Annotated in this window: 22 protein-coding genes and 2 tRNA genes; 23 read left to right on the forward strand and 1 reads right to left on the reverse strand. The window is 67.3% G+C overall.

The features are described from left to right. Window positions 1-295 precede the first annotated feature (295 nt). From QMO56_RS08305 to QMO56_RS08395, 19 genes are all read left to right on the forward strand, one after another. Window positions 296-577 (forward strand): HU family DNA-binding protein, encoded by a 282-nt coding sequence (locus QMO56_RS08305; RefSeq protein ID WP_283524855.1) that lies wholly within the window; start codon window positions 296-298, stop codon window positions 575-577. Window positions 578-685: 108 nt separating this feature from the next. After that, a tRNA-Val gene (locus tag QMO56_RS08310) sits at window positions 686-757 on the forward strand. A 128-nt stretch (window positions 758-885) separates the two neighbouring features. Further along, window positions 886-962: transfer RNA gene (locus QMO56_RS08315), tRNA-Asp, on the forward strand. Window positions 963-1185: 223 nt separating this feature from the next. Further along, window positions 1186-1554 (forward strand): NADH-quinone oxidoreductase subunit A, encoded by a 369-nt coding sequence (locus tag QMO56_RS08320; RefSeq protein WP_283524857.1) that lies wholly within the window; start codon window positions 1186-1188, stop codon window positions 1552-1554. Then, a complete protein-coding gene (locus QMO56_RS08325; protein ID WP_408906512.1) occupies window positions 1551-2114 on the forward strand; it encodes a NuoB/complex I 20 kDa subunit family protein in 564 nt (187 codons plus the stop codon). The genes QMO56_RS08320 and QMO56_RS08325 overlap by 4 nt, the downstream gene beginning before the upstream one ends. Next, complete coding sequence (locus tag QMO56_RS08330; protein ID WP_283524860.1) at window positions 2107-2772, forward strand: NADH-quinone oxidoreductase subunit C; 666 nt, start codon at window positions 2107-2109, stop codon at window positions 2770-2772. The genes QMO56_RS08325 and QMO56_RS08330 overlap by 8 nt, the downstream gene beginning before the upstream one ends. Then, window positions 2769-3986 (forward strand): NADH-quinone oxidoreductase subunit D, encoded by a 1218-nt coding sequence (locus tag QMO56_RS08335; protein WP_283524862.1) that lies wholly within the window; start codon window positions 2769-2771, stop codon window positions 3984-3986. Before QMO56_RS08330 ends, QMO56_RS08335 begins: the two co-directional genes overlap by 4 nt. Further along, on the forward strand, window positions 3983-4648 hold the full coding sequence (locus QMO56_RS08340) for an NAD(P)H-dependent oxidoreductase subunit E (protein WP_283524864.1): 666 nt from the start codon (window positions 3983-3985) through the stop codon (window positions 4646-4648). Before QMO56_RS08335 ends, QMO56_RS08340 begins: the two co-directional genes overlap by 4 nt. A 4-nt stretch (window positions 4649-4652) precedes the next feature. Then, entirely contained in the window at window positions 4653-5963 is a 1311-nt protein-coding gene (gene nuoF / locus QMO56_RS08345) for an NADH-quinone oxidoreductase subunit NuoF (protein WP_283524865.1), read from the forward strand. A 6-nt stretch (window positions 5964-5969) separates the two neighbouring features. Then, window positions 5970-8033 carry an NADH-quinone oxidoreductase subunit NuoG gene (gene nuoG / locus QMO56_RS08350; protein WP_283524867.1) on the forward strand — a complete coding sequence of 688 codons (2064 nt, stop codon included), beginning with the start codon at window positions 5970-5972 and terminating at the stop codon, window positions 8031-8033. Between the two features lie 5 nt (window positions 8034-8038). Continuing rightward, the gene (gene nuoH / locus QMO56_RS08355; protein ID WP_283524869.1) at window positions 8039-9049 is read left to right on the forward strand and encodes an NADH-quinone oxidoreductase subunit NuoH; all 1011 of its coding nucleotides are present in this window, start codon (window positions 8039-8041) and stop codon (window positions 9047-9049) included. A gap of 53 nt (window positions 9050-9102) precedes the next feature. After that, window positions 9103-9591, forward strand: coding sequence for an NADH-quinone oxidoreductase subunit NuoI (gene nuoI, locus QMO56_RS08360; RefSeq protein WP_283524871.1), 489 nt, complete (start codon window positions 9103-9105; stop codon window positions 9589-9591). A 126-nt stretch (window positions 9592-9717) separates the two neighbouring features. After that, entirely contained in the window at window positions 9718-10437 is a 720-nt protein-coding gene (locus QMO56_RS08365) for an NADH-quinone oxidoreductase subunit J (RefSeq protein ID WP_283524873.1), read from the forward strand. Window position 10438: 1 nt separating this feature from the next. Further along, window positions 10439-10750: an NADH-quinone oxidoreductase subunit NuoK gene (gene nuoK, locus QMO56_RS08370; RefSeq protein ID WP_283524874.1), complete on the forward strand. Its 312-nt coding sequence runs from the start codon at window positions 10439-10441 to the stop codon at window positions 10748-10750. Window positions 10751-10754: 4 nt separating this feature from the next. After that, the gene (nuoL, locus tag QMO56_RS08375; RefSeq protein ID WP_283524875.1) at window positions 10755-12671 is read left to right on the forward strand and encodes an NADH-quinone oxidoreductase subunit L; all 1917 of its coding nucleotides are present in this window, start codon (window positions 10755-10757) and stop codon (window positions 12669-12671) included. After that, window positions 12668-14179, forward strand: coding sequence for an NADH-quinone oxidoreductase subunit M (locus QMO56_RS08380; RefSeq protein ID WP_283524876.1), 1512 nt, complete (start codon window positions 12668-12670; stop codon window positions 14177-14179). The genes nuoL and QMO56_RS08380 overlap by 4 nt, the downstream gene beginning before the upstream one ends. Window positions 14180-14184: 5 nt before the next feature. Then, complete coding sequence (gene nuoN / locus QMO56_RS08385) at window positions 14185-15603, forward strand: NADH-quinone oxidoreductase subunit NuoN (protein WP_283524878.1); 1419 nt, start codon at window positions 14185-14187, stop codon at window positions 15601-15603. Between the two features lie 8 nt (window positions 15604-15611). Next, complete coding sequence (locus QMO56_RS08390) at window positions 15612-16430, forward strand: biotin--[acetyl-CoA-carboxylase] ligase (RefSeq protein WP_283524880.1); 819 nt, start codon at window positions 15612-15614, stop codon at window positions 16428-16430. A gap of 485 nt (window positions 16431-16915) precedes the next feature. Beyond that, on the forward strand, window positions 16916-18577 hold the full coding sequence (locus QMO56_RS08395; RefSeq protein ID WP_283524882.1) for a ribonuclease J: 1662 nt from the start codon (window positions 16916-16918) through the stop codon (window positions 18575-18577). A gap of 39 nt (window positions 18578-18616) precedes the next feature. Here the strand turns inward: QMO56_RS08395 and QMO56_RS08400 are convergent, their stop codons facing one another. Next, window positions 18617-19738, reverse strand: a complete 1122-nt coding sequence (locus QMO56_RS08400; RefSeq protein ID WP_283524883.1) for an acyltransferase — start codon at window positions 19736-19738, stop codon at window positions 18617-18619. 256 nt (window positions 19739-19994) lie between these two features. On the opposite strand from QMO56_RS08400, the gene QMO56_RS08405 reads away from it, so the two are divergent. From QMO56_RS08405 to QMO56_RS08420, 4 genes are all read left to right on the forward strand, one after another. Then, the gene (locus QMO56_RS08405; RefSeq protein ID WP_283524884.1) at window positions 19995-20255 is read left to right on the forward strand and encodes a DUF1467 family protein; all 261 of its coding nucleotides are present in this window, start codon (window positions 19995-19997) and stop codon (window positions 20253-20255) included. Window positions 20256-20673: 418 nt separating this feature from the next. Continuing rightward, on the forward strand, window positions 20674-21984 hold the full coding sequence (gene proS, locus QMO56_RS08410; RefSeq protein ID WP_283524885.1) for a proline--tRNA ligase: 1311 nt from the start codon (window positions 20674-20676) through the stop codon (window positions 21982-21984). Between the two features lie 7 nt (window positions 21985-21991). Then, on the forward strand, window positions 21992-23245 hold the full coding sequence (locus tag QMO56_RS08415; RefSeq protein ID WP_283524886.1) for a lipoprotein-releasing ABC transporter permease subunit: 1254 nt from the start codon (window positions 21992-21994) through the stop codon (window positions 23243-23245). Further along, window positions 23238-23957 carry an ABC transporter ATP-binding protein gene (locus tag QMO56_RS08420; RefSeq protein WP_283524888.1) on the forward strand — a complete coding sequence of 240 codons (720 nt, stop codon included), beginning with the start codon at window positions 23238-23240 and terminating at the stop codon, window positions 23955-23957. The genes QMO56_RS08415 and QMO56_RS08420 overlap by 8 nt, the downstream gene beginning before the upstream one ends. The last annotated feature ends 171 nt before the right edge of the window (window positions 23958-24128 follow it).

The raw sequence follows: 24128 nt of genomic DNA on the forward strand, positions 1-24128 counted from the left end.
CAATCCGTTCCCTTTAGGTTCCGAACCCGCCAAAACACCCCCAAAATACCAACGCCCGCTCCGGCCCGTAGTGAAACGGGGTCCGAAACGGGCGTCAACAGATTAAGCTAGTGGCTGGGGGGCTTGCCTCCCGGCCTTTTTCTTTGCCCGAAGGTCTGCAGGACGGACAGGACGGCATGATCCGGCCACTTCGGCGGAGCACTGCAAGCCCGGCGTTGACGCGGCAAAATCCTGTTGCCTAGTGTCGGTACCGTGCGGGCCAGCCCGGGCTGATTCCGTCCACTCTCAGGCGAGGATGAACCAGGTGAACAAGCAGGATCTCGTCGCGGTTGTCGCGGAGACGGGAGAGCTCTCCAAGGCCAAGGCCGGCGAGGTGCTAGAGGCGGTATTCGACGCGATCAGCCAGGCGCTCAAGGCCAAGCAGGAAGTCCGGCTGGTGGGCTTCGGCACCTTCTCCACCTCCAGCCGAAAGGGGGGCAAGGGCCGCAACCCGCGGACCGGGGAGGAGATCGAGATCGCCGCTTCCACCACCGTGCGATTCAAGGCCGGAAAGGCGCTGAAGGACACGCTGGGGTAAGCCGCAGGTGAGGCGGATTTGGGAAAAGGCCGGCATCACCGCCGGCCTTTCGCGTTTTTGGGCTTTGCCAGCAGTGGGGGAGGGCGCTAATCGCTGCGTCGGAAGGGTGGGCACTTAGCTCAGCGGTAGAGCGCCTCGCTTACACCGAGGATGCCGGCGGTTCGAATCCGTCAGTGCCCAGTCCCCCGTCCCCCCGCCTCCAGCGAGATCCTGGCCAATCGGTTTCTTCTGCGGATTGATCACCGGGAGGCGGTTTTCGTTGATTGACAGGGGGGCGCCGCCGGATTATTTCCCCCTCCACGCCGCAAGCGGGTGTAGCTCAGTTGGTTAGAGCGCCGGCCTGTCACGCCGGAGGTCGCGGGTTCGAGCCCCGTCACTCGCGCCAGTGCGTTTTGAAACGCTGCCCCAGGGATCTGGGGCGGCGTTTTCAGCTTTAAGCCTACCTAATTTCAATGTGCTGCAATGCCCCAGGGGCTATGGCGAAGCGGGCGTCAGGGGGGTAATGTCCGCCCCGAGCGTTGCGCTGCGGCATGGCCTGTGGCGTGGCTGGCCATGCGCTCCCCTGCGCTTGGCCATGATGGGCCATAGGCCCGAGGGACGGACGCATCATGACCCAGCCACTGCTGGCGAACTATTTCCCGATCCTGGTCTTCCTGGCCATTGCGGCCGCGATCGCCGTCGCCATGGTGGTGGGGAGCGTATTGGCGGCCCGCCAGAAGCCCTACGCGGAGAAGGTCTCGGCGTATGAGTGCGGCTTCGAGCCGTTCGACGACACGCGCCGGCGCTTTGACGTGCGGTTCTACCTGGTGGCCATCCTGTTCATCATCTTCGATCTGGAGGTGGCCTTCCTCTTTCCCTGGGCGGTGGCGCTGGGCGACATTGGCTGGCTGGGCTTCCTCTCCATGATGGGCTTCCTGGCCGTGCTGACGGTGGGCTTTCTCTACGAATGGCGCAAAGGCGCCCTGGATTGGGAATGAATCCCATGAGTACGAGCAACGAACTGGCCTGGAACAAGCAGGCCCTGCAGCCTGGCGCCGATCAGGACGCGGTGGTGAAGGCCGCCACCGACGAAATCGAGGACAAGGGCTTCATCGTCGCCAACCTCGACAAGGTGGTGAACTGGGCGCGCACCGGCAGCCTCTGGCCGATGACCTTCGGCCTGGCCTGCTGCGCCGTGCCGATGATCCATGCCTACATGCCGCGCTATGACCTTGACCGCTTCGGCACCATTCCGCGCGGCTCGCCGCGGCAGTCGGATGTGATGATCGTGGCCGGCACGCTGACCAACAAGATGGCCCCCGCCCTGCGCAAGGTCTACGACCAGATGGCCGAGCCCCGCTGGGTCATTTCGATGGGCAGCTGCGCCAATGGCGGCGGCTACTATCATTACAGCTACAGCGTCGTCCGCGGCTGCGACCGCATCGTGCCGGTGGACGTCTACGTGCCGGGCTGCCCGCCCACGGCCGAGGCGCTGGTCTATGGCGTGCTGCAGTTACAGAAGAAGATCCGGCGGACGGGGAGCATCCTGCGTGGCTGACGAGACCGCCATTGCCCCGGCCGAGGCGCCCCGCGCCCCGACCGCACAGGAAGAGCTGCTGAACGCCGTGCTCGGCGCCATCCCGCAAGGGGTGGTGACCGAGTCGGGGATCGCGCGCGGCGCCGAGGTGGAGATCCGCGTGCAGCGCGCCGCCATCCATGCGGTGCTGCAGCTGCTGCGCGATGAATCGCGCTTCGCCTTCGAGCAGTGCATGGACATCTGCGGCGTGGACTGGCCGAGCCGGCCGGAGCGCTTCGATGTCGTCTATAACCTGCTGTCGCTGACGCATAACCACCGCATCCGCGTCATCACCACGACCGATGCCACGGCGCCGGTGCCGACCGTTTCCGACCTCTGGCCCTCCGCCACCTGGTTCGAGCGCGAGGCGTGGGACATGTACGGCATCATCTTCAGCGGCCAGCCCGACCTGCGGCGCCTGCTCACCGACTATGGCTTCGAGGGGCACCCGCTGCGCAAGGACTTCCCGCTGACCGGCTATGTCGAGGTCCGCTACGACCCCGAGCGGCAGGCCGTGGTCTATGAGCCGGTCAAGCTGCAGCAGGATTTCCGCAACTTCGACTTCCTCTCGCCCTGGGAAGGCATGACCACGCTGCCCGGCGACGAGAAGGTGCACCTCAACCGGATCACCCGCGAATGAGCCTCAGCACCGAAGACACTCCCGCCGCCGCCGGCAAGCGCGTCGTCGAGATCGACAGCCACACCATCAATTTCGGCCCGCAGCATCCGGCCGCGCATGGCGTTCTGCGTCTCATCCTGGAATTGCAGGGTGAGGTGGTGGAGCGTGCCGATCCGCATATCGGCCTGCTGCATCGCGGCACCGAGAAGCTGATCGAGCACAAGACCTATATCCAGGCGCTGCCCTATTTCGACCGGCTCGACTATGTGGCGCCGATGTCGCAGGAGCATGCCTTCGCCCTCGCCACCGAGCGCCTGCTCGGCATCGAGGCGCCGATCCGCGCGCAGTACATCCGTGTGCTGTTCGCCGAGATCAGCCGCATCCTGAACCACATCCTGAACATCACGACCTATGCGCTGGATGTGGGCGCGACGACGCCGAGCCTCTGGGGCTTCGAGCAGCGCGAAGCGTTGCTGGAGTTCTACGACTCCACCTCCGGCTCCCATTACCACGCCAATTACTTCCGCGCCGGTGGCGTATCGAAGGATCTGCCGGCCGGGCTGACCGACCGCATCGCCGCCTGGGCGGAGCAGTTCCCCAAGTTTGTGGACGATATCGAGCGCCTGCTGACGGGCAACCGTATCTTCAAGCAGCGCACCGTCGATATCGGCATCATGACGGCCGAGGAGGCCTTCGCCTGGGGCTTCTCCGGCCCCTGCCTGCGCGCCTCGGGCTGCGCCTGGGACCTGCGCCGCAGCCAGCCTTATGACGTGTACGACCAGCTCGACTTCGAGATCCCGGTTGGCAGCCATGGCGACTGCTATGAGCGCTATCTCGTCCGCATCGCGGAGATGCGGGAGAGCCATAAGATCATCAAGCAGTGCCTGGCGCAGATGCCGGGCGGCCCGATCAAGGTCCAGGACAGCAAGATCGCCTCTCCGAAGCGGGCCGAGATGAAGCGCTCGATGGAATCGCTGATCCATCACTTCAAGCTTTATTCCGAAGGCTACCACGTCCCCGAGGGCTCGACCTACACGGTGGTCGAGGCGCCGAAGGGCGAGTTCGGCGTGTTCCTCGTGGCGGATGGCACCAACCGCCCCTACCGCTGCAAGATCCGGGCGCCCGGCTTTGCGCATCTGCAGGCCATGGAGAAGCTTTCCAAGGGGCACATGCTGGCCGACGCCGTGTCCATCATCGGCAGCCTGGACATCGTTTTCGGAGAGATCGACCGGTGAGCGCCCAGCAGGACGTGAATCATCACGAGGAACCCGCGAGCTTCGCCTTCGATCCGGAAAGCGAAGCGCAGATCGAAAAGATCCTGAAGCGCTATCCGGCCGGCAAGGAGGCGAGCGCGGTCATCCCGCTGCTCTACGTCGTGCAGAAGCAGATGGGCCGCGCCACCGGCAGCGCCTGGGTGCCGCGCGTCGCGATGGACGTGGTGGCGACCCGGCTGCACATGGCGCCGATCCGCGTCTATGAGGTGGCCACCTTCTATTTCATGTTCAACACCAAGCCGATCGGCCGGTTTCACCTGCAGGTCTGCGGCACGACGCCCTGCTGGCTGCGCGGCTCGGATGAGGTGCTGCGCGCCTGCAAGGATGCCGGCGCGCTCAAGGGCTATGGCGACACCAGCGAGGACGGTCTGTTCACCCTTTCCGAGGTGGAATGCCTCGGCGGCTGCGTGAACGCGCCCGTGCTGGCCGTCGATGACGACTACTACGAAGACCTGGACTACGAGAGCACGGTGAAGCTGATCGAGTCCCTGAAGCGGGGCGAGCGCCCGAAGCCGGGCAGCGCCAAGGGCCGCCTCTGCAGCGCGCCCGAGGGCGGGCCGGAGGTGCTGCTCGACATTCCGCTGAAGGACCCCGCCATCGTGGTCGGGCGGAAGGGAGAATGACGCCATGCCGCTGAGCGACAAGGACCGCATCTTCACCAACCTCTACGGCATCCATCACTGGGGGCTGCAGGAGGCGCTGCGCCGCGGCAACTGGGACGGCACCGCCGGCATCATCGCCAAAGGTCGGGACTGGATCATCGAGGAGATGAAGCAGTCGGGCCTGCGCGGCCGCGGCGGGGCCGGCTTCCCGACCGGCATGAAGTGGAGCTTCATGCCGAAGGCCTCGCCCGATGGCCGGCCGTCCTACCTCGTCGTCAACTGCGACGAGTCGGAACCGGGCACCTGCAAGGACCGCGACATCGTCCGCAACGACCCGCAGACGCTGATCGAGGGCTGTCTGATCGCCTCCTTCGCCATGGGGGCGCACGCGGCCTACATCTACATCCGCGGCGAGTACTACAACGAGGCCGTGGTGCTGCAGGCGGCCATCGACGAGGCCTACGACGCGGGGCTGCTGGGCAAGAACGCCGCCGGCTCGGGCTGGGACTTCGACCTCTACCTGCACCGTGGTGCCGGCGCCTATATCTGCGGCGAAGAGACGGCGCTGATCGAAAGCCTCGAAGGCAAGAAGGGCATGCCGCGCCTGAAGCCGCCCTTCCCGGCGGCGGTGGGCCTCTATGGCTGCCCGACCACGGTCAACAACGTCGAGACCATCGCAGTGGTGCCGACCATCCTGCGGCGCGGTGCCTCCTGGTTCGCCGGCTTCGGCCGTCCGCGCAACTCGGGCACCAAGGTCTTCTGCATCCAGGGCCATGTGAACAAGCCCTGCAACGTGGAAGCCGAGATGAGCATCCCGATGCGGGAGCTGATCGAGCGCTATGCCGGCGGCGTGCGCGGCGGCTGGGACAACCTGCTGGCCGTCATCCCCGGCGGTTCCTCGACGCCGCTGCTGCCGAAGCACATCTGCGACGACGTGCTGATGGATTTCGACGCCCTGCGCGACCACAAGTCGGGCCTCGGCACCGCCGCGGTGATCGTGATGGACAAGTCCACCGACATCATCAAGGCCATCTCGCGCCTGGCCGATTTCTACAAGCACGAGAGCTGCGGCCAGTGCACCCCCTGCCGCGAGGGCATGGGCTGGCAGAAGCGCCTGATGGACCGCATGGTCGAGGGCCGCGCCGAGATCGAGGAGATCGACCTGCTGGACGGCGTCACCCGCCAGATCGAGGGGCACACCATCTGCGCCCTCGCCGATGGCGGCGTCTGGCCGGTGCAGGGGCTGATCCGGCATTTCCGGCCCGTGATGGAGGAGCGCATCCGGGCCTACAAGCAGAAGCACGGCGGCACCCATGTGCCGCTGGCGGCGGAGTAAGGCGCCATGGCCAAGGTTACGATCGACGGGACCGAGGTTGAGGTTCCGAACGGCGCTTCGGTGTTGCAGGCCTGCGAGGCGGCGGGGAAGGAAATTCCCCGCTTCTGCTACCATGAGCGGCTGAGCGTCGCCGGCAATTGCCGCATGTGCCTGGTCGAGGTGGAGAAGGCGCCGAAGCCGGTGGCCTCCTGCGCCTATCCGGTGGCGGACGGCATGAAGGTGTTCACGGACAGCGCGATGGTCCGGAATGCCCGCCGCAACGTCATGGAATTCCTGCTGATCAACCACCCGCTGGACTGTCCGATCTGCGACCAGGGCGGCGAGTGCGACCTGCAGGACCAGGCGACCGCCTATGGCGGGCAGGGCGGCCGCTACCGCGAGGAGAAGCGGGCGGTCAAAGACAAGTACATGGGCCCGCTGGTCAAGACGATCATGACCCGCTGCATCCAGTGCACCCGCTGCGTGCGCTTCGCCACCGAGGTGGCGGGCGTGCCGGAGCTGGGCGCCACGGGGCGCGGCGAGAACATGCAGATCGGCACCTATGTCGAGAAGGCGCTGACCACCGAGCTTTCCGGCAACCTGATCGACATCTGCCCGGTCGGCGCGCTGACCAGCCGGCCCTACGCCTTCGTGGCGCGGCCCTGGGAGCTGCGCAAGACCGAGAGCATCGACGTGCTGGACGCCGTGGGTGCCGCCATCCGCATCGACACGCGCGGCCCCGAGGTCGTGCGCATCCTGCCGCGCGTCAATGAGGACGTGAACGAGGAGTGGATGGCCGACCGTGGCCGCTTCTCCTTCGACGGCTTCCGCCGCAAGCGGCTGGACCGCCCCTGGGTGCGCCAGGACGGCAAGCTGCGCCAGGCGAGCTGGGAAGAGGCCTTCGCCGTCATCACCGAGCGGATGCAGGGCATTCCCGGCAACCGCGTCGGCGCCGTGGCCGGCGATCTGGTGGACGCCGAGAGCGCCTTCGCCCTGCGCGAGCTGATGGTGGGCCTCGGCTCGGCCAATCTCGACTGCCGGCAGGACGGTGCGGCGATCGACGCCTCCCGGCGTGACTACTACCTCTTCAATTCCGGCATCGCCGGAATCGAGGAGGCGGACGCGCTGCTGATCATCGGCAGCAATCCCCGCAAGGAGGCGCCCGTGCTGAACGCGCGCATCCGCAAGCGCTGGGCGGCGGGTGCGCTGAAGGTGGGCTTCATCGGCCCGGCCGGGCTCGACCTGACCTATCACACCGAGCAGCTGGGGGAGGGCCCCGGGGCCATCTCCACCCTGCTGGAGGGCGGCAACGCCTTCGCCGAGGTGCTGAAGGGCGCCAAGCGGCCGATGGTGATCCTCGGCCGTGGTGCCGTGGCGCGCCCGGACGGCGCGGCAGTGCTCGCGGCGGCCTGGGAGCTGGCGCGCTCGGTCGGCGCGCTGACGCCGGACTGGCATGGCTTCAACATGCTGCACCTCTTCGGCGGCCAGGTCGGCGCGCTGGACGCCGGCTTCGTGCCCGGCCCGAACGGGCTGGACCTCGCCGGCATGCTGGCGGGCGGCGTGGACGCGCTCTGGCTGCTCGGCGCCGATGGCTTCGATGCCGGCCTGATCCCGGAAGGCGCCTTCGTCGTCTACCAGGGCCATCATGGCGACCGGGCGGCGGCGCGGGCGGACGTGATCCTGCCGGGCGCTGCCTACCCGGAGAAGGAAGGCACCTACGTCAACACCGAGGGCCGGGTGCAGCATGGCCGTCTGGCGCTCTATCCGCCGGGCGAGGCCAAGGAGGACTGGCGCATCATCCGTGCTGCTGGCGCAGCGCTGGGCGTGGACCTGCAGTTCAACACGCTGGACGCGCTGCGGGCGCGGCTGGCGGCGGCGAACCCTGCCTTCCGGCTGGTGGATGGCCGCGTCGCCGGCGGCTGCGCCGATACCACCGGCCCGCAGGCCAGCGGCGTCAGCCTTGGCCAGCAGCCCTTCACCCTGCCGATCACCGACTACTGGCGGGCTGATGTGATCAGCCGCGCCTCCGACGTGATGGCCGAGTGCAGCCGCATCTACAACGACCCCACGCCGCGGCTGGCGGCGGAGTGACCGGGATGGACACGTTTCTCGCCTCGCCGCTCGGCATCCTCGTCATCACGCTGCTGCAGACCCTGGCCCTGCTGGTGCCGCTGCTGATCGGCGTCGCCTACCTGACGCTCGCCGAGCGCAAGGTCATGGCCGCGATGCAGATGCGCAAGGGCCCCAACGTGGTCGGCCCCTTCGGCCTGCTGCAGCCCTTCGCCGATGCGCTGAAGATGCTGCTGAAGGAGACCATCATCCCCTCCGGCGCCAACCGGGGGCTGTTCATCTTCGGCCCGATGCTGACGCTGATCCTGGCGCTGGTGGCCTGGGCCGTCATTCCGGTGAATGATGGCTGGGCGGTCGCCAACATCAATGTCGGCGTGCTGTACCTGCTGGCGATCTCCTCGCTTGGCGTCTACGGCATCATCATCGCCGGCTGGGCCTCCAACTCGAAATATGCCTTCCTGGGCGCCCTGCGCTCGGCCGCGCAGATGGTGTCCTACGAAGTCTCGATGGGCCTGGTGATCGTGACGGTTCTGCTCTGCGTCGGCAGCCTGAACCTGAACGCCATCGTGCTGGCGCAGAAGACCGTCTGGTTCTTCATCCCGCTCTTCCCGATGTTCATCATCTTCTTCATCTCGACCCTGGCCGAGACGAACCGCCCGCCCTTCGACTTGGCCGAGGGCGAGTCGGAGCTGGTGGCGGGCTTCATGGTGGAATACTCCTCCATGACCTTCGCCCTCTTCTTCCTGGGCGAATACGCCAACATGATCCTCATGTCGGCGATGACCACCATCCTGTTCCTGGGGGGGTGGCTGCCGCCGCTGGATGTGGCGCCCTTCAACTGGGTGCCGGGCCCGCTCTGGTTCATCCTCAAGATCTGCCTCTGCCTGTTCACCTTCATCTGGGTGCGCGCGACCTTCCCGCGCTACCGCTACGACCAGCTGATGCGCCTGGGCTGGAAGGTATTCCTGCCGTTCAGCCTGATCTATCTGGTGCTGACCGCCTTCGTGCTGAAGCTCGCAGGGTGGCTGCCGGCATGAGGTCTCTTGTTCAAATGACGGGCGCGGGTTACCCCCGCGCGACGAGGTGAGAGATGGCAACGCTTGACCGCGTGGCACGCAGCCTGCTGCTGACCGAGCTGGTCTCCGGTATGGCGCTGACGCTGAAGCAGTTCTTCAGCCCCAAGGCCACGATCAGCTATCCCTATGAAAAGACGGCACTCTCGCCCCGCTTCAAGGGCGAGCATGCGCTGCGCCGCTACCCCAATGGCGAGGAGCGCTGCATCGCCTGCAAGCTCTGCGAGGCGATCTGTCCGGCGCTCGCGATCACCATCGAGGCCGAACCGCGCGAGGACGGCTCCCGCCGCACCACGCGCTACGACATCGACATGACGAAGTGCATCTACTGCGGCCTCTGCGAGGAAGCCTGCCCGGTGGATGCCATCGTCGAGGGGCCGAATTTCGAGTTCGCGACGGAGACGCGCGAGGAGCTGCTCTACGACAAGAACAAGCTGCTCGCGAATGGTGACCGGTGGGAGCCGGAGATCGCCAAGCGCCTCGAGCTCGACGCGCCCTATCGCTGATTACCGCCGCGGGGGTGGGCCTGGTCGTGACGCCCCCGCAGCCTTCCTCCACGGCCCCGTCCTCCTGCCAGGGCGGCTCTTTCGGAACGGTGCCATGATGCTGCATCTGCACGCGGGCGGGCTGCGATGATCGCCGCACTCGCCTTCTATGTCTTCGCGGCCATCCTGATCGCCAGCGCGGTCATGGTGGTGACCAGCCGCAATCCCGTGCACAGCGTGCTGTTCCTGATCCTGGCGTTCTTCAACGCCGCGGCGCTGTTCCTGATGGCGGGGGCCGAGTTTCTGGCCCTGATCCTGGTCATCGTCTATGTCGGCGCGGTTGCGGTGTTGTTCCTGTTCATCGTGATGATGCTGGACATCGACTTCGTCCAGCTGCGGCAGGGACTGCAACGCTACGCGCCGATCGGCGCGGTGATCGGGGCCATCCTCTTCCTGGAACTGCTGTTCGTCTTCGGCTCCTGGCAGTTCGCGCCGGATGTCGCGATGCTGCGGCTGAACGCCGTGCCGATCGACCCGGCATTGTCGAACACCGAGGCGCTCGGGCGGCTGGTCTATACGGACTACATCCTGCTGTTCCAGATTGCCGGCCTGATCCTGCTGGTGGCCATGATCGGTGCCATCGTGCTGACGCTGCGCGACAAGCCGGCCAACAGCAAGCGCCAGGACATTGCCGTGCAGCTGGCCCGCGCCGAGGCCGTGGCGCTGACGAAGGTGCCCGCACGCACCGGTCTGGACAAGCTCGGCATCGTCCGGCGCAAACTGCCGGAGCCGCCGAAGCCGAAGAAGGTCGCGCACGAGGCGCACGGCCACGGGCACCACGACCAAGAAGAAGGCGGGCACCACTGACATGCTGAGCATTGGCCTGGGCCATTACCTCACGGTGAGCGCGATCCTCTTCGTGCTCGGCGTGTTCGGCATCTTCCTGAACCGGAAGAACATCATCGTCATCCTGATGTCGCTCGAGCTGATCCTGCTCGCGGTGAACCTGAACATGGTGGCCTTCTCCGCGGCCCTGCAGGACCTCACCGGGCAGATCTTCGCCCTGTTCGTGCTGACCGTCGCGGCCGCGGAAGCGGCCATCGGGCTGGCCATCGTCGTCATCTACTTCCGCAACCGCGGCAGCATCGAGGTGGAGGACGTCTCCACCCTGAAGGGTTAGTCGCATGTATGTCGGTGCTGTCTTCTTCCCGCTGCTTGGCGCCTGCATCTCCGGCTTCTTCGGCCGCTGGATCGGCGACAAGGCGGCGCAATGGGCCACCGTGCTCTGCATGGCCCTGGCCGCGGCCTGTGGCCTCTATGGCTTCGTGCAGGTCGGGCTGAACCACACGCCGGGTGTGGTCGAGATCGTCAAGTGGATCGATGTCGGCGGCCTCCAGGTCTCCTGGGCGCTCCGCTACGACACGCTGGCGGCGATGATGGTGGGCATGGTCACGCTGATCTCGACCATGATCCACCTCTACAGCGTGGGCTACATGTCGCATGACGAGACGCCCCCGCGCTTCTTCGCCTATCTCTCCCTGTTCACCTTCATGATGCTGATGCTGGTGACGGCCAACAACCTCGTGCAGCTGTTCTTCGGCTGGGAGGGCGTCGGCCTCGCGAGCTACCTGCTGATCGGCTACTGGTACGAGCGTGAGAGCGCCAACCGCGCGGCGATGAAGGCCTTCATCGTCAACCGCGTGGGCGACCTCTTCTTCATGCTCGGCATGGCGCTGACCTTCTGGACCTTCGGCACCCTCGAGTTCGACGGCATCTTCCAGGGCGTCGAGGCGGCCCGGCAGACCACCTTCGCCGGCTATCCGGCGCTGGAGCTGATCGGCCTGTTCCTCTTCCTGGGCGCCATGGGCAAGTCGGCGCAGATCGGCCTGCACACCTGGCTGCCGGACGCGATGGAAGGCCCGACGCCGGTCTCCGCGCTGATCCATGCCGCCACCATGGTGACGGCCGGCGTCTTCCTGATGGCGCGCATGTCGCCGCTGATGGAATATGCCCCGAACGTGCTCGGCTTCATCGCCGTGATCGGCGGCACGACGGCGCTCTTCGCCGCCAGCGTCGGCATGGTGCAGAACGACATCAAGCGGGTGATCGCCTACTCGACCTGCTCGCAGCTCGGCTACATGTTCTTCGCCGTCGGCGTCGGCGCCTACCAGGCGGCGGTGTTCCACCTGTTCACGCACGCCTTCTTCAAGGCGCTGCTGTTCCTGGGCGCCGGCTCGGTCATCCACGCCATGTCGGACGAGCAGGACATCCGCCGGATGGGCGGGATCTGGAAGAAGATCCCCTTCACCTACGCCATGTTCTGGATCGGCTCCCTGGCGCTGGCGGGCGTTCCGCTCTTCGCCGGCTACTACTCGAAGGACATGATCCTCGAGGCCGCCTATGCGGGCGTGGGCTGGACCGCCACCTATGCCTTCATCTGCGGCATCGCGGCCGCCTTCCTGACCGCCTTCTACTCCTGGCGCCTGATCATCCTGACCTTCCACGGTGCCCCGCGCGCGGACCATCACACGATGGAGCATGTGCACGAGAGCCCCTGGGTCATGCTGGTGCCGCTCTTCGTGCTGGCGGTCGGCGCGGTGTTCGCTGGTGGCGTGTTCCACGAGATGTTCGTCGGCCACCATTGGGTGGAGTTCTGGAACGGCGCCATCGTCAATGCGCCGCACAACGAGGTCATGCACGCCGCGCACGAGGTGCCGGAATGGGTGCCGCTGCTGCCGACCGTCGTGGGCCTGATCGGTATCGCTCTGGCCTATGTGCTGTACATGTTCGCGCCTTCGATGCCGGGGCGGATCGCGGCGGCGGTGCCGGGCCTGTACCGTTTCCTGCTCAACAAGTGGTACTTCGACGAGCTGTATGACCGGATCTTCGTCCGCCCGGCGCGCGCGCTTGCCGTGCAGCTCTGGAAGGTGGGCGACGTGAAGATCATCGACGGCATGCCGAACGGCGCCGCCAGCCTCACCGCCCAGGCTTCCGGCCGCGTGGTGCGCCTGCAGTCGGGCCGGGTGGCGAGCTACGCCTTTGCCATGATCATCGGCCTTGTTCTCTTCGTCAGCATCTTCCTGTTCGGGGTCGGCCGATGAACGCCGCGGGTTTCCCTCTGCTCTCGCTGCTCACCTTCCTGCCGCTGGTGGGCGCTGGCATCCTCCTGTTCATCCGGGGGGAGGAGGCGGTCGTCGCCTCCAACGCCCGCTGGACCGCGCTCTGGACCAGCCTGATCACCTTCGCCCTGTCGCTGATCCTCTGGTTCCAGTTCGACAAGTCGAGCGCCGACTTCCAGTTCGTCGAGCAGATGAGCTGGATGCCGGAATTCGGCCTCGGCTACCACATGGGCGTGGACGGCATCTCCGTGCTGTTCGTGCTGCTCTCCACCGTGCTGACGCCACTCTGCATCCTGGCCTCCTGGGAAGCCATCGAGAGCCGCGTGCGGGAGTACATGATCGCCTTCCTCGTCCTGGAGACGATGATGGTCGGCATGTTCAGCGCGCTGGACATCGTGCTGTTCTACATCTTCTTCGAAGGCGTCCTGATCCCGATGTTCCTGATCATCGGCGTCTGGGGCGGGGCGCGGCGGGTCTATGCCGCCTACAAGCTGTTCCTCTACACCCTGCTCGGCTCGCTGCTGATGCTGCTGGCGCTTCTGACGCTCTGGTTCGAGGCCGGCAGCACCTCGATCCCGGCCATCATGCAGCTGACCATCGCGCCCTCCGTGCAGGTCTGGATGTTCCTGGCCTTCCTCGCCTCCTTCGCGGTGAAGGTGCCGATGTGGCCGGTGCACACTTGGCTGCCGGACGCGCATGTCGAGGCGCCGACCGCCGGTTCCGTCATCCTGGCCGGCGTGCTGCTGAAGATGGGCGCCTATGGCTTTCTCCGCTTCTCCCTGCCGCTGCTGCCGCAGGCGACGGAGTGGTTCGCGCCGCTGATCTTCACGCTCTCCGTGGTGGCCGTCGTCTACACCTCGCTGGTGGCGATGGCGCAGGAGGACATGAAGAAGCTGATCGCCTATTCCTCGGTCGCCCATATGGGCATCGTGACGATGGGCATCTTCACGCTGAACCAGCAGGGCATCTCCGGCGCCATCTTCCAGATGCTCAGCCACGGTGTGGTCTCCGGCGCGCTCTTCCTCTGCGTCGGCGTGCTCTACGACCGCGTCCACTCGCGCGAGATCGCGCGCTACGGCGGCGTGGCCAAGATCATGCCCTCCTACGCCATGGTCTTCATGCTGTTCACCATGGGCTCCATCGCGCTGCCCGGCACGGCCGGCTTCCCGGGCGAGTTCCTGGTCATCGTGGGCGTCTGGCACGTCAACCCGTGGGTCGCCTTCGGCGGCGCGCTGAGCATGATCCTGGGCGCGGCCTACATGCTGTGGCTCTATCGCCGCGTGATCTTCAGCCGGATCACCCGCGAGGACCTGAAGGCCCTGCTGGACCTCAGCCCGCGCGAGTACGTCACCTTCGCGCCGCTCATCCTGCTGACCCTGTGGATGGGCGTCTATCCGTCTTCCTTCCTCTCCTTCTTCGAGGCCAGTGTCGCGGCGCTGGTCACGCGGCATGAAGCCGCGATGGCCCTGCCGCGCATGGCCGGGATGTGACCGGCATGAACTGGACCCTCATCCTCCCTGAACTCGTGCTGGCGCTTGGTGGCCTGGTCATCCTGGCCGCCGGTGTGCTGCCCCGGCGGGATACCAGCTTCGCCATCAACATGGCGGTGCTCGGCACGCTGCTGGTGACGGCCGTGCTGGTCCTCAGCCAGCCGGAGGGCGTCGCCTTCCTCGGCCAGTACGTCTCCGACGCCTTCACCAAGTTCATGAAGCTGCTGGTGCTGGCCGGCGCCGCGCTCGGCCTGCTCCTGGCGATGGACTGGAACGTCAAGGAGGGCCTGAGCCGCTTCGAGTTCCCGGTGCTGCTGCTGTTCAGCAGCCTCGGCATGCTCATCATGGTCTCGGCCAATGACCTGATCACGCTCTACCTGGGCCTGGAGCTGCTTTCGCTCTCCCTCTACGTGATCGCCGCCTTCAACCGGGACAGCGAGCGCTCCTCCGAGGCCGGCCTCAAGTACTTCGTGCTGGGCGCTCTGGCCTCGGGCATGCTGCTCTATGGCTCCAGCCTGATCTATGGCTTCGCCGGTTCCACCAATTTCGGCCGCATCGCCGATGCGGTGGGCACAACCGATGGCACGCCCTTCGGCCTGGTGGTCGGCCTGGTCTTCGTGCTGGCGGCGCTGGCCTTCAAGATCTCGGCCGTGCCCTTCCACATGTGGACGCCCGACGTCTATGAGGGTGCGCCCACGCCGGTCACCGCCTTCTTCGCCACGGCGCCGAAGGTGGCGGCCATCGCCTTGCTGACCCGCGTGGCCGCGGGGCCGTTCGGCGAACTGGTCGAGCAGTGGCAGCAGGTGCTGATCCTGGCCTCGCTCGGCTCGATGATCCTGGGCGCGCTGGGCGCCATCGGCCAGCGCAACATCAAGCGGCTGATGGCCTATTCCTCCATCGGCCATATCGGCTATGCGCTGATGGGCCTGGCGGTGGCCAGCGAGATCGGCATCCGCAGCCTGCTGCTCTACATGGCGATCTATGTGTTCACCAGCGTCGGCACCTTCGCCGTGCTGATCGCCATGCGCCGCAACGGGCGCGCGCTGGAGGGGGTCGAGGACCTCGCCGGCCTGGGCCGCACCGATCCCGCCATGGCCCTGGGCATGACGGTGTTCATGCTCTCCATGGCTGGCATCCCGCCGCTGGCCGGCTTCTTCGGCAAGCTCTACGTCTTCCTGGCGGCGGTGCAGGGTGGCTACTGGACCCTGGCGGTCGTGGGCGTGCTCACCTCGGCCATCTCGGCCTACTATTACCTGCGCGTCATCAAGGTGATGTATTTCGACGCCGGCACCGCGCTCGACCCGCGGCCGGCCAGCCTCTCCGCTGTCCTGGCGGGCACCGGGCTGTTCACCGTCTTCTTCTTCGTCTTCCCGGCGCCCTTCCTGGCGGCGGCACAGGCGGCGGTCGCGGCCCTTCTGGGGTGACGGGCGGCGTGGCCGCATGGCGGCTCACGGTCCATGAGGAACTGGCCAGCACGCAGGATGTCGTGCTGGCCGCCGCAGCCGCGGGGGAGCCGGAAGGGCTCGCGGTCCTGGCCCGGCGGCAGACCGCCGGGCGCGGCACCCAGGGGCGGCCCTGGCATTCCACCGCCGGCAACCTGCACCTCTCCTTTCTCTGGCGTCCCGCAGGCCCGGCCCGCGAATTGCCGCAATGGGGCCTCCTCGTGGCCGTGGCCCTGGCCGAGACCGTCGCGGAGCTTCTGCCGCCGGATGCGGAACTGGCGCTGAAGTGGCCCAACGACCTGTTGCTGGGCGGAGCCAAATGCGCCGGCATTCTCACCGAGGCGGCGCCGGACGGGCAGGGCGGCATCGGCTGGATCATTCCGGGGATCGGCGTCAATCTACGGGAGGCTCCCCCATTGCCGGACCGCCCGACGGCCAGTCTTGCGGGCGCGGGTATCGCCCCGCCCGAGCCGGCCGCCTTTGCGGAGCGTTTCCTGGCGGCCCTCGGCCGCTGGCGGCAACAGCAGCAGGCCGCCGGCTTCGCACCGATGCGGGAGGCCTGGATGCGTTTCGGCCCTGCCCTCGGCACGCCGCTATGGGTGAGGCAGCGACACAAAATGTTGAGCGGGCGCTTCGCGGGGCTGGCCGAGGACGGGCGCCTCATGCTCGAAGTGGAGGGGGTACGCATTCCTGTGGCAGCCGGCGAACTCGCCAGCATGCCGCCCCTTGCAACCCGTGCGGGAAATAACGCGCCGGCAGCAGAGACGCCCCGCAGAGGCCGGGCGGAAGGGCCTGCTTCCGGCGCCTGAGCAAGGCTGCCACCCGGCTGCTGTCGTTCGGGTGGTACACCCTGACCGCCTGTCCTGCGGAGCAGCAACAGGAGCGTCCTGCCCAAGGCCGCCGGCGTCCAGTTGCGCAGGCCCGCGTCGCAGCACTCCGCCAGAGAGAGCAATCGCCTCGTCCGCAATCCGTGATCGGCGGGAGGACGGTTCCGCCGATGCAATCGGGCGTTGTCTGGGGTTATGTGGGGTTGTGTGGAGGGAAGCATTGCGCCGCAGCCCCGGAGATTTCACGGCCTCGCAGCCGCAAGGAGAGTTGGCGCTGGCGGCAACTGTCCGGGCGATCACGTCCGATGTCGGACTGCTGTTGGAGAAATGCGGGTGCGCTCCCATTTCCCTCCTGAAGAATTTGCCTGACGCGCCCGGCCCTCAGAAGGGGCATGGGCATGACGAGGGCCACGGAATCTGCCCTGTGAAGGGCATGACTGCATGAACACCACCACTGGCGAGAGTAGATGAACCTGAACAACGATGGAGACTTGGCCTTCATTCCGCTGGGCGGAACGGGGGAAATCGGCTGCAACCTGAATGTCTACCGCTGCGACGGCCAGCTCCTGGCGATCGACTGCGGCATCGGCTTCGGCGGTGCCGAGCAGCCGGAAGCCGAGGTCATGGTGCCGGATCCCGCCTGGCTCGCCGAGCGCCGGGACAAGCTGCTGGGCCTCGTCATCACCCATGCGCATGAGGACCATGTGGGCGCCGTGGCGCCGCTCTGGCCGCAGCTTCGCTGCCCGGTCTATGCCAGCCCCTTCACGGCGGCCGTGCTGCGGCGGAAGCTGGGCGAGGCGGGCCTTTTGGGACAGGTCGAGCTGATCACCGTGCCGCTCGGCGGCGAGGTGGAGCTGGGGCCGTTCCAGCTGCGCTTCATCCGCGTGACCCATTCCGTGCCGGAGCCGCAGTCCATCGCCATCCGCACCCGGCATGGCACCGTGCTGCACACCGGCGACTGGAAGCTGGACCCCGACCCGCTGATTGGCCAGCCCGCCGACGAGGAGGCCTTCGCCGCGCTCGGACGCGAGGGCGTGCTGGCGATGGTTTGCGACAGCACCAATGCCCTGGTGGAAGGCCATTCCGGCTCCGAGGCCGAGGTCCGCCGCAGCATGACGGCGCTGATCCGCAAGCTGAAGGGCCGCGTGGCCGTCAGCTGCTTCGCCACCAATGTGGCGCGGATCGAGTCGATCACGGCGGCGGCGCGGGCCGCCGGGCGGCAGGTCGCGCTGTTCGGCCGCAGCCTGCGGAATGCCGAGGCGGCGGCGCGGGAATGCGGCTATCTCCAGGGCGTCCCGCCTTTCCTCCAGGAGGAGGAGGCGGATGACGTACCGGACGATCAGCTGCTGATCATCTGCACCGGCAGCCAGGGCGAGCCGCGCTCGGCCATGGCGAAGATCGCCGCCGACACCCATCCTCGTATCTCGCTGGGGGAGGGGGACACCGTGATCTTCTCCTCCCGCATGATCCCCGGCAACGAGCGCGCCATCCTGCGCATGCAGGACGACCTGGCGCGTGGTGGCTGCAAGGTCATGACCGCGGACGACCACATGGTGCATGTCTCCGGCCACCCGGCACGGGACGAGCTGCGGCGCCTCTATTCCCTGGTGAAGCCGCGCTTCTCGGTGCCGGTGCATGGCGAGTGGCGCCATCTGCAGGAACACGCCGCCCTGGCCCGCGAGATGGGCTCGACGCCTGTGCTGGTCGAGGATGGCGACGTGCTGCAGCTCGCGCCGCGCACCGGCAACGCCGCGCCGGAGGTGGTGGAGGGGGTGCCCACGGGCCAGCTCGCGCTGGATGGCGAGCGGCTGTTGCCGCTCGACGGCAGCGTGCTCGGCGCCCGGCGCCGGATGCTGTTCAACGGCGTGGTGATGGCCTCGCTGGCGGTGGACCGCAGCGGCCGGGTGTTGGGCAACCCGCAGATCTCTGCACCCGGCCTGTTCGACATGGCGGACATGGAGCCCGGTCAGCTTGCCGACGAGCTGGCGCGCGCGGTCACCGACCTTCCACCGGCCCTGAAGCAGGAGGACGACACGCTGCGCGATGCGGCGCGTACCATGCTGCGCAAGGCGGTCAGCCGGCGGCTCCGCAAGCGCCCCAGCGTAGAGATCCATCTGCTTCGCGTCTGATGAGAGGGCGGCGGGGAGGGGGGTGGCTCCCTCCTCGCTTCACGTCAGGCGGGCCTGGAGCCGGCCTGTACGCGGCGCCGGCAGGCTGCGCGCCAGCCGCTGCGCCGGGCGTTCGACCAGCGCGTGCGTGATGGCGGCGGCGGGCAGGGCGAGTGGCACAGCCAGCAGCGCGACCATGCCCGGCGTGGCCCGATCACGCAGGAGATGCGTCAGCATCAGCAGCACGGGCAGGTGCACCAGATAGAGGCTGAAGGAGACTTTCCCCAGCCAGAGAAGGGACGGCCGGCGCAGTCCATGCGCGAAGCTGCCGCCCCGCTGCGCCAGCAGGATCAGCAGCACGGAGCCGGCAATGACGCCGTAGTCATGCGCCGCCATGGCCATGACCGCCACCCCGACCCCGGCGGCGAGGGCCTGGCCACCGTCCAGGCGGGGCAGAGGGCGCAAGGCCAGCGCCGCACCGGCGGCGAAGGCGGGCAGGAAGCCGGCGCTGGCGGCGAAGGTGCCGGGGAAGCTGTCGCCGAGCGACACATGCCCCTCCGGCATTCCCGCCAGCCGCGCGATACCGGCGCCAATGAAGGCGACCGCCAGCAGCAGCGCCAGCCGCTCACGGAACAGCAGCACCAGCGGCAGCAGCAGGGCGACGCGCCACTCATGCACCAGCGACCATAGCACCGGGTCGAGCTGGAACCCGTCGCCGTGCTCCAGCAGCAGCGCCTGGGCGGCGAGGTCGCGCCAGGTCCAGGGCGCGGCCCAGGCAGCGCCGCCGGTGATATGCGGCGTCCCGGCCGGCAGCGGACCGGACCAGGTCATTGACTGCAGCAGGGCGGAAAGCACCACAGCCGCCAGCACCGGAAGGCCCAGGCGGATCGCCCGCTGCGTCCCGTAATGCGCCCAGCCGCCACCGCTCAGGACGCTGCCGGGCCGGCGTTGCTCCTGCCGCGCCAGAGCACGGGTCAGGACATAGCCGCTCAGCACGAAGAAGAAGATCACCGCCTGCCGGCCCATGCCGATGGGGCGCAGCGGCGTGTCGTTCACCGCCCAGGCGACCCAGCCCGGCACCTCCGGCAGGCTGAGATAGGCATGATGGACCACCACGATGAACGCGGCGATGCCCCGCAGGGAATCGAGCTCGACAAGGCGGGAGGAGGCTTCTGCTTTCATGGGCTCCCGGGTTCGAACAGGCCTTGGCGTCAGGGCGCCGGGCCGGTTGGTGCGCGGACGGTGGGATGCGCCGCACAAAAGGAGGCATGGCCGGCACGCGGAGCAGCGGCCGTGCTTTTTCTTCGAACCACGCTTGTCCGGCAGAGTTGCGGGATCGCCATCACGCTCCTGCGAGGATGTGGCGAGGCACAAAGGGTGGCCGAGCCGGCGCGAAGTGCCTATCTCCCCAGGGTCCTGCAGGATAGAGGCGCAGCAGATGAACTGGTTTACCGGACTGGTGGTCTATTTCCTGGTGTGGTGGACCGTGTTGTTCACTGTTCTGCCGGTCGGCGTCCGGCCGGATGCGGAGGGCCAGGCGCCGGGGGGCTGGCGCGGCGCGCCGGAGGCGCCGGGGCTTGGCCGCAAGGCGCTCTGGACCACGGCGGTCGCGACGCTGATCTTTCTCGGGCTCTACGCTCTCATCACCAGCGATTGGCTGAGCTTCCGCCATGGCTGGCTGGCTATGCCGGTAGATTAGGCGGAATGCTGAATATTCGCGCCTACTTGCCTGCATTATAAGCATTATACGCTTCTTCGCACAATTTTCCGGCTTTTTTGGGGGGATTTTGCGTTGCGGTGCAGCGAGGGCGGGCTCAGGATCAGTTTCAGGAAGAGAGCTGGTTCTCTTCCTGCCGTGTGACTGGCGTTTCCTCCCTAAACTCGGGCCGCACCTCTGGTGTGGCCCATTCTTTTTTGGCCGCCCTGGATTCCGCTCCTGTGGCGGCCAAACGGTGATACGGCGGGCGGCCGATCGCGAAGTATAAATTTCAATTCTTCGCCTCCGATAGCAACAAAATTGCGTTGTGGCCTTCACGCGCCGGAACGGAGCCTGGCCCCTGGCATCCTGAGCCTCGGGCCCTTACCTTCGCGCACCGCTGACCGGACGGAGTTGACCCGTGCGCCTCTCCCGCGCCTTCCTGCCCACCCTGAAAGAAGTTCCCGCCGAAGCCGCCATTGCCTCGCACAAGCTGATGCTTCGCGCTGGCATGATCCGGCAGACCTCCGCCGGCATCTATGCCTGGCTGCCGCTCGGGCTACGTGTGCTGCAAAAGGTCAGCCAGATCGTCCGGGAGGAGCAGGACGCCGCCGGCGCTCAGGAAATCCTGATGCCGACGATCCAGAGCGCCGACCTGTGGAAGCAGTCCGGCCGCTATGAGGCTTATGGCAAGGAGATGCTGCGCTTCACCGACCGGCACGAGCGGGAGATGCTCTACGGCCCGACCTACGAGGAAATGGTGACGGACATCTTCAAGTCCTTCGCCCGCTCCTACCGGGACCTGCCGCGTAACCTCTATCAGATCCAGTGGAAGTTCCGGGACGAGATCCGCCCGCGCTTCGGCGTCATGCGCGGCCGCGAGTTCCTGATGAAGGACGCCTACTCCTTCGACCTGGACGTCGAGTCCGCGCGGCTCTCCTACAAGAAGATGTTCGTCGCCTATCTCCGCACCTTCGCCCGCATGGGCCTGAAGGCCATTCCGATGCGCGCCGACACCGGCCCGATCGGCGGCGACCTCAGCCACGAGTTCATCATCCTGGCCGAGACCGGCGAGAGCCAGGTCTACCTGCACAAGGACCTGCTCGACTTCGACGTGCTGGCGCAGAAGCCCGACTATGAGGGCGACCTGAACCCGACCGTGGATTTCTGGACCAGCCGCTACGCCGCGACCGACGAGATGCACGACGAGGCGGCCTGGAACGCGCTGGGCGCGGAGAACCAGGTTTCGGCCCGCGGCATCGAGGTCGGGCACATCTTCTTCTTCGGCACCAGGTACAGCGCCAGCATGGGTCTCTCGGTCGCCGGGCCGGACGGCAACCCGGTGACGCCGCAGATGGGCAGCTACGGCATCGGCGTCTCCCGCCTGCTCGGCGCCATCATCGAGGCCAACCACGATGAGGCCGGCATCAAGTGGCCGGACCCCGTGGCGCCCTTCCGCTGCGCCATTCTCAACCTGAAGCCGGGCGACCTCGCGACCGATGCCCTGTCCGAGAAGCTTTACGCCTCGCTGCCCGGCGATGCCGTCTATGACGACCGCAACGAGCGCGCCGGTGTGAAGTTCGCCGATGCCGACCTGGCCGGCTATCCCTGGCAGGCCATCATCGGCCCGCGCGGCGCCGCCAGGGAGGTTATCGAGCTGAAGCGCCGCGCCACGGGCGAGCGGGAGGAGGTTTCCCTCGAATCCGCTCTTTCGCGCATCCTGGGGAACTGACCGCCTGATGTTCGGAGCCTTCGAGCGGAAGGTCGCGTTCCGCTATCTGCGGGCGCGCAAGGGGGAGCGCTTCGTCTCCGTCATCGCCACCTTCTCGCTCGTGGGCATCGCCCTGGGCGTGGCCACGCTGATCATCGTGATGAGCGTGATGGGCGGCTTCCGGCAGGAGCTGCTCGGGCGCATCCTCGGCCTGAACGGCCATCTTGGCGTCTATGCCGCCGGGTCGGGCGGGCTGCAGAACTATGACGACATCGCCGAGCGGGTGCGGAAGCTCCCCGGCGTCGCCATGGCAACCCCGATCGTCGAAGGGCAGGTGCTGCTGACCAGCGAGGCCGGCGGCGCCACCGGCGGCCTCGCGCGCGGCATCAAGCCGGAGGACCTGCGCGCCCGCCCGATCCTCGCCAACAACATCCGTGCCGGTTCGCTCGACGCTTTCCAGGGCGACGACGCCATCATGGTCGGCACGCGCCTGGCGCAGAAGCTTGGCCTCGGTATCGGCAGCAAGGTGACGCTGGTCTCGCCACAGGGCCGCACCACCGTCATCGGCACCGTGCCGCGGATGCGCGCCTATACCGTCATCGCCATGTTCGAGGCGGGGATGAACGAGTATGACAGCTCCTACGTCTTCCTGCCGCTGCAGGCCGCGCAGGTCTATTTCCAGATGCGCGACGCCGCCTCGCAGATCGAGGTCTTCGTGCAGGACCCCGACAATGTCCGGCAGGTGACGCAGGAGATCATTCGCGCCCTCTCCCCCATGCCCTTCCGCGTGCTGGACTGGCAGGCCTCCAACAGCTCCTTCTTCGCCGCCGTGCAGGTGGAGCGGAACGTGATGTTCCTGATCCTCACCCTGATCATCGTGGTGGCGGCCTTCAACATCATCTCCTCGCTGATCATGCTGGTGAAGGACAAGGGGCGGGACATCGCCATCCTCCGCACCATGGGCGCCACGCGCGGCGCGGTGATGCGCATCTTCCTGATCTGCGGCACCTCCATCGGCGTGCTCGGCACCGGCATCGGCTTCCTCATCGGCGTGGTCTTCTGCCTGAACATCGAGCGCATCCGCGAGGCGTTGCAGGCACTCACCGGCACCCAGCTCTTCAGCCCGGAGGTCTACTTCCTGACCCAGCTTCCGGCGGTGCTGAACCCGCATGAGGTGATCCAGGTGGTGCTGATGGGCCTCGGCCTCTCTGTCCTGGCGACCCTGTATCCGTCCTGGCGCGCGGCGAAGACCGACCCGGTGGAGGCCCTGCGCAATGAGTGACGCCGCGGGAACCGAGCGCCTGCGCCTCGCCGCCGTCGAGCGCCGCTACCGCAGCGAGGCGGGCGAGCTGCCCGTGCTGCGCGGTGCCGACCTGACGTTGCATGGCGGCGAGATCGTCGCCCTGGTGGCACCTTCCGGCACCGGCAAGTCCACGCTGCTGCATTTGGCCGGCCTGCTGGAGCGGCCGGACGGGGGAGAGGTCTTCATCGGCGGCCAGGCGGCCGGCAGCCTTGGCGACGAGGCCCGTAGTGCGCTCCGCGGCCGTGCCATCGGCTTCGTCTACCAGTTCCACCACCTGCTGCCGGAATTCACCGCGCTGGAGAACGTGGTGCTGCCGCAGATGGCCAATGGCGTCGCCGAGCGTGCCGCCAATGCCCGCGCGCATGAGCTGCTCGCGGGCTTCGGGCTGACCGGGCGCGAATCGCACCGGCCCGGGCGGCTCTCCGGCGGCGAGCAGCAGCGCGTTGCCATCGCCCGCGCCCTGGCCAATCGCCCCGGCCTGCTCCTGGCCGACGAGCCGACCGGCAATCTCGACGTGGAAACCTCCGAGCGGGTCTTCGCCCAGCTCCTGGAGGCGGTGCGCGGGGCAGGGGTGGCGGCGCTGATCGCCACCCACAACCCGGAACTGGCCGCGCGGATGGATCGGGTGGTCACCCTGCGCGATGGGCGCATCGTGCCGGCAAGTGCGCGCGCAGCAAGCTTGGGGGAGTGAACTCCCCCAAACCCCCTCCTTCTTCTGTCAGTTTTCGGTTGCGCAGGTAGCGGCAGCTGCGCCTTACCAGTCCCCTGGGTGCAGTCGTCGGGGCTGCTTCAGCCCCGGCGTGAGCGCATGAGGCCAGCGCTGAAAACTGACAGAAAAAAAGAAGAGGGGGTCCGGGGGAGA

This window comes from Roseomonas sp. E05, assembly GCF_030063475.1.
Classification (GTDB): Bacteria; Pseudomonadota; Alphaproteobacteria; order Acetobacterales; family Acetobacteraceae; genus Pseudoroseomonas.